Annotated in this window: 7 protein-coding genes; 5 read left to right on the top strand and 2 right to left on the bottom strand. The window is 42.1% G+C overall.

Annotated elements, in window-relative coordinates:
• Positions 1–797 (bottom strand): PAS domain-containing protein (locus tag QTO00_RS12980; protein ID WP_331425186.1); only part of this gene is annotated, 797 nt, incomplete at its 3' end.
• 379 nt (positions 798–1,176) lie between these two features.
• Between QTO00_RS12980 and QTO00_RS12975 the strand changes: the two genes are divergently transcribed.
• Positions 1,177–2,067, top strand: a complete 891-nt coding sequence (locus tag QTO00_RS12975; RefSeq protein ID WP_331425185.1) for a LysR family transcriptional regulator — start codon at positions 1,177–1,179, stop codon at positions 2,065–2,067.
• Here QTO00_RS12975 and QTO00_RS12970 read toward each other — a convergent pair.
• Positions 2,048–2,686 carry a response regulator transcription factor gene (locus QTO00_RS12970; protein WP_331425184.1) on the bottom strand — a complete coding sequence of 213 codons (639 nt, stop codon included), beginning with the start codon at positions 2,684–2,686 and terminating at the stop codon, positions 2,048–2,050. The two genes, QTO00_RS12975 and QTO00_RS12970, sit on opposite strands and share 20 nt — an antisense overlap.
• 297 nt (positions 2,687–2,983) lie before the next feature.
• On the opposite strand from QTO00_RS12970, the gene QTO00_RS12965 reads away from it, so the two are divergent.
• The 4 genes from QTO00_RS12965 to QTO00_RS12950 all read left to right on the top strand — a co-directional run.
• Positions 2,984–3,400 carry an RNA-binding S4 domain-containing protein gene (locus tag QTO00_RS12965; protein ID WP_331425183.1) on the top strand — a complete coding sequence of 139 codons (417 nt, stop codon included), beginning with the start codon at positions 2,984–2,986 and terminating at the stop codon, positions 3,398–3,400.
• A 144-nt stretch (positions 3,401–3,544) separates the two neighbouring features.
• Complete coding sequence (locus tag QTO00_RS12960) at positions 3,545–4,459, top strand: siderophore ABC transporter substrate-binding protein (RefSeq protein WP_331425182.1); 915 nt, start codon at positions 3,545–3,547, stop codon at positions 4,457–4,459.
• Positions 4,460–4,529: 70 nt separating this feature from the next.
• Positions 4,530–5,465, top strand: a complete 936-nt coding sequence (vctD, locus tag QTO00_RS12955) for an iron chelate uptake ABC transporter permease subunit VctD (protein WP_331425181.1) — start codon at positions 4,530–4,532, stop codon at positions 5,463–5,465.
• A partial coding sequence (locus QTO00_RS12950; RefSeq protein WP_331425180.1) for an iron chelate uptake ABC transporter family permease subunit occupies positions 5,458–6,008 on the top strand: 551 nt, incomplete at its 3' end. The genes vctD and QTO00_RS12950, both read left to right, overlap by 8 nt.

Here is a 6,008-nt window from a genome sequence, read left to right as displayed (position 1 = left end):
AACTTGTCTAACGCTGCTTCGTCGATGTCGCCTTCGACAATGACAGCGAAGTCTTGCGAATGAATGCGATAAATGTCAACGACATTCTCTGGAAAGTAGCTGAACACTCTTCTTAAATGCGCCAGTAGGTTCAGCATTACCTGTGAGCCGTAAAGGGCCGTATATGCTCGAGTAACTTCTGGTTGGATATAAACTAAGTGGTAAGATTCGCCCTCAATACCTAATAGATTGTCAATATCCATAGAAAGCTGTTTTTCATTGGACAAACCTGATGAATCATCGGTAGTTGATGATTGGCGAATGTATGTTTCCATCAGCTTTTTGTCTGATACATCTTTATGAAGGCCGATCATAAAACGCTGACCTTTGATGGTTTTTGTGACAGCCGTTCCTTCTAACCAGATGTACTGACCGCTAGTACAACGAATACGATATTGGGTTGTAATGCGAACGTCGTTTTGTTGAATGTGTTCGTCAACAGCCCCTTCAAGCAGCGCTCGGTCATGGGGATGAACTAAATCTAACCAAGTGTTTAAATCTGTGTGACCCGATTCAATGCCAAAGCGGGCATAAAATGAAGGGTTATAGAAACAGACAGTGTCATCCTGACACATGTAGAAAATACCATCGTTCATGACATCAATCATGTGGCAAAAGTGATTATTCATTAAATCATCGAGCTCGGCCCCCGTTAGGCCGACATCTTTATCACACGACTCTTCCTTATTGTCAGTGTTGGAGTCCGACACTAAAGACAGTTGCGGGTGAGACACTATGCTGTCGATTGAATAATCCATTTATCGGTAGCTTCCTGAAAACGCGATAGTTTGTCTGCCTAGAATTGACATTCTGTGCTTCAAGTTGAGTTATCTTGTTAGTAATATAGCAATTGAGTTTTGATCTCTAGCCGGTCTGCGGCATTATTATCCGATTGGATTACAAATTTACACGGTTGCTCACAGACTGGGCAATTTTATTGCTATTTGTTTTGAACTTTTTGTGGGATCGCTAAATGTAATATTATGCAACTCACTAAAAATGAAGGTTTTTCTGATATGTTCATGAAAAAATTGCCTAGCGGATAAAACAACGTATACGCTGATCAAATCTTGGTAAGTATGTTATCAGTTTACTACTTTGGTTTATAAAATAGAGTCACTTATTATAGGTAAGTTTATGAAATCACAGCTTGATCTTAACCTACTTAAGGTCATCCCTCTGTTAGTTAAATATCGTCAACTGAGGCCCGTTGCAAAAGAATTGGGTAAGACTGAGAGTGCTATAAGTAAGCATCTCGCTAAGCTGCGTGAGCAATTGGGCGATCAGCTGTTCGTTCGGAGTACGTTTGAGTTTGAACCGACAGAATTTACCCTTAGTTTGTTACCCAAGGTGACCCAAGGATTGGAACTGATTGATGAGGCGGTTCAGCCAATAGAGTTTGACCCAGCTAGTTACGAAAAACCTATCGTGATCGCTCTGCCTAGTCTCTACCAATACTTGGTTGGAAAAAAGCTATTGATTGATTTAATTGAGATGTTTCCAAAGGCTCAAGTCCATATTACCACTTGGTCAGATTCTTCTGTTCAAGATATTCACGAAGAGACCTTAGATATAGGTATTCAGTACTTCAATCCTGAGTTATCTAAAACCATCTATCAACAGCATCTCGGTAAACTGGAAGGTGCGGTCATCTGTGCCGATTGTTATGGACATCGCACTTTGCAAGACAAACTCAAGATGCGCTTTGTGCTTATGGAGATGAAAGGTTGGCAAGATAAAAAGGCGGTGATAAAGCGAGCGCTTGAAGCACATGGCATGGGCATAAACAAAATTGCGACGGTCGATAACATTACTTGTCTATTCGAGGTTCTCAATGAGCTAGAATGCGCCACTTTACTCCCTGCAAGCCGCCATTTAGAAGCAATGCCAGGTTATACGATTGAAGTCTTACCTAAGCATCTACAACCGGAACATCCGATGTCGGTGGTTGCCAATTACAAACTCGTTAATCACGACAACTCCCTTCACCGTTTGCTAGCGGACAAACTTAAGCAGCATTTGTTGTAGGCGTAGAAACATCGACATAAACGTATTTTTGTAGTCGCATCAGTTCAACGATTGAATCAACTTCGTATTTTTCAAGAATTCGTGACTTATAGGTGCTGATAGTTTTTGAACTGAGTGACAAAATTTCCGAGATTTTTTTATTGCTATAACCTTTAACTAAATAGTTGAAGACCACAGTTTCACGGTTTGACAGAGTGGTGCAACGGGGTTTCTTCTCAGCGTCATTGCGTTTGAAAACTGAGTAGCCTTGAGCCACTCTAAGCATCGCTTCGCGAATGACTTCTGTGCTCTCTTGCTTGGTCACATACCCATTTGCGCCAAGCTTTCTTGCGGTACTCGAATACATTGGGTGAAGGTTATTAGAGATAAATAGGATTCGCCCTTTGTAGCCGTGTGCTCTAGCCCGACGTACAAACTCAAAACCGTCTGACCCTGTTAAATCAACATCAAGCAAAACTAAGTCAATCTCATGGGCTTTTACCATCTGCGTACCAAGAGAAGACGTCGCTGCTTGGTAAACATTAGTGTTGCTGAAACTATCAAAAACAAATTGTGAAATTGCCTCGCGCATAATCGGTTGGCTATCGAGTACAAGAACATTCATATTGCTCGTTTTCATTTCTGCTGTCTCTTATTGTTCGATATTAGGGAACAGTTGCTTCCTATGCACTGCGTTGATGTAGGTAAAGTAATACAAACGGCGTGGAATAGGCGGAAAAGCTACTTTTCCAACTTGGAAAAACCGTCAGCTAAAAGTGATTTATGTCAGGTGAGTGTCATTCGTTGTGTTTATTGGAACGGTGCTATTCATCCGTTATGTGCAATGTTAATGGGAGCGAGTTGATATCAATAGTTTATTTCTATCGGTATTGAGATTAGACTCACTGGTCTGATAGGTAGTACCACAAGGTATCGTATGGTTGATGAGTACGAACAAGGCGATGAGATAGAAATTGAAGCGATCGGCATAGAGGTATCTTCTCAGCCAATAGAGCTATATAAAGTGTTCAAAATTGCCAATCTGGTAGGCGGTGGCGGGGAAGCAAAACACCTCATTGCTGAAGGTTATGTCGCTGTAAATGGTGAACTGGAAACGCGTAAACGACGCAAGATGTATGACGGTGATTTTTTTGAGTTCAACCAAGAGTACTATGTGGTGGTGTGTGACGCACCGGTCACACAGCTCGAAGAAAAACAAAACAAAGTAGAAAAACCTGCCAAGCAATCTAAGCCAAGCAAAAATAAACGTCAAAGCAATACTTCCCAATCTGGCCAGACTGGCAAATCTAAATCTAAGAAGGGGCAGGGTCGCTCGTCAATCGACTTTTTCTAAAACATTTAAGGAGCGATTATCGCTCCTTTTTTTGTCGCTCAATCCTATTCTCCATCCCTTGCAATGTAATTTATGTAAATAGCGGATGACATTGTTACAAATCTAAATGATAATGGATTGCATTATTAATTATGGAGTTAAGTAATGAAGTTGTCTGTAGTTGCATTGACCATGGGTCTATTAGCATTCGGTGCCAATGCCAACGTAATAGAGATTGAACATGCGCAAGGCAAAACCATATTAGAGTCATCCCCAGAGCGTGTGGTTGTGATTGGCTTAGCTGCGTTGGATACGGTCAAAGCGTTTGGGGTTGAACCTGTCGCCATTTCAACGGTCAGCATGTTCCCCGACTATCTGGCAGAATACCGTGACTATAGTTTTGTCTCAGCCGGAAGCCTACACGAACCAGATTTTGAAACCATTTATACTCAAAAACCGGACGTCATTATTATCGGTTCGAGAGCGGCGAGTAAATATAAAGAACTTGCCGAAATTGCCCCTACTATTGTGTTCGCGGCCGATTCAAAGCAAGGTTACTGGACGAGCACGCAGCAACAATGGCGCAACCTAGCAAAGGTGTTCAATAAACAAGAGTTTGTTGAAGACAAAATTCAACAGTTAGATAAACAGTTCCAAGCGATCAAAGCTGCAAATAGTGCAAACAATACCGATGCATTGACCGTGATGAGTGCGGGAGGCAACGTGACTACTTTTGGCGCTCAGTCACGTTTCTCGGCCATCTATAAGGATTTTGGCTTTAAAGAGTCGGTACAAGGAATCAAAGAGAACCGTCACGGCGATCTTGTTTCGTACGAGTTCATCCGAGAAAAGAACCCATCGACACTACTTGTCATCGACAAAGATATTTTAATCAACAAGGGTAAAGAGAGCACGGTAAAGCGTGACTTTGAGAACGACCTTGTTAAATCGACCAATGCTTACCAGAACAATAAGTTGGCTTACCTAGACATCAATGCTTGGTATTTGTCTTCTGCGGGTATCCGAGCAACTGAGAAGATGATAGACGATGTGAAGTCGGTAACCACTTTAGCAAACTAAAACAACGAAAAGACACAACCTAGCCTCAAGCAGAAATTGCTTGGGGCTTTTGCGTAAAAAGAGAAAACAAGTGAAAAAGTTATTGTTGGCGTTAATTATATTAAGTTTAGCGTCACTGTTCGTTGGTGTTGGGCAGTTAAACATTGCTTCGTTAATAGCGGGTGACCTAGCAAGTTGGAACCTATTTTGGACCAGTCGCATTCCTCGTCTTGTAGCGGTGTTGCTAGCGGGCGCAGGGCTGAGTATCGCAGGTTTGATCATGCAGCAAATCAGTCAAAATAGATTTGCCTCTCCTTCCACTTCAGGAACCATAGAATGCGCCATGCTAGGGTATGTTCTCAGTTTAGTTCTGTTTGGCAATGGAAATCAGCTCTGGCTCATCTTTGCTATGTCAATGGCTGGGACTTTGCTGTTCGTTCAGTTCATCAACAGAATTCAATTTAAAAATGCTGTTTTTGTCCCTTTAATAGGCATCATTTTCGGTAATGTTATAGACTCACTTGCGACGTTTGTGGCTTATAAATACGATGCTCTGCAGAATTTATCAAGCTGGACCGTCGCCAATTTCGCCAATCTGCTCCAGGGTGATTATGAACTACTCTATATTGCAATCCCGGTGGCGATTTTTAGTTACTTATATGCAGCTCGAATCTCGGCTGTTGGTTTAGGTAAAGATTTTGCGACCAACCTTGGTTTGAACTACCAACAGGTTTTGGTTATCGGTGTGTTGCTGGTTTCAGTCATGTCGGCAACTGTCGTGATGATCGTCGGCATGCTGCCATTCTTAGGTTTGATTGTCCCCAATCTAGTTAGTCGATTCTATGGCGACAACCTGCGTAAGAACATTCCGTTAACGGCGACGCTTGGAGCTATCATCGTACTCTGTTGTGACTTAGCAGGGCGTATCATTATCTTTCCGTACGAAATCCCAATCTCAACCATAATTAGTATTCTTGGTGGCACCGTGTTTATCTTCTTTATCTTAAAGGGGCATAAGCATGCGTGATCGAGTGATATTAGTTAGCCTTTGCGCAATCACAGTTCTTTTTTGCTTTCTATTTATCGGTATTGGTTTGAATGCTGACAACTATGAGTATTTTTTGTCACGTCGAGTTCCCAAAGTATTGGCCATGATTATCGCGGGCATTGCGATAGGACAATCTTCGTTAGTTTTTCAAACCATTACCAACAACCGCATTTTGACGCCAAGTATTATGGGCTTTGATGCCTTGTATCTGTTTACTCAGGTGCTGGTGGTAGTGATGCTTGGCGGGATGAGTAGCCTAGCGTTGAACGCGTACTTCAACTTCGGATTGTCCGTAGTGGTTATGTTGGGCTTTTCACTCTTGCTGTTCAGCTTCTATTTTCGTGGCGAACGTCAGAACTTAATGGTACTTCTTCTGCTGGGCGTCATATTGGGTCAATTGTTTGGTAGCTTGTCTTCATTCTTTATTATGTTGATGGATCCAAATGATTTTGCATCAGTTCAGGCAAATATGTTCGCGAGCTTCAACAACGTCAAGGTCGAGCTGGTTTATTTATGCGCACC

The sequence above is a fragment of the Vibrio sp. M260118 genome (genome assembly GCF_036533755.1).
Classification (GTDB): domain Bacteria; phylum Pseudomonadota; class Gammaproteobacteria; order Enterobacterales; family Vibrionaceae; genus Vibrio.
The sequence above is the reverse complement of the archived record's forward strand: the minus strand, read 5'-3'. Positions and strand labels throughout refer to the sequence as shown.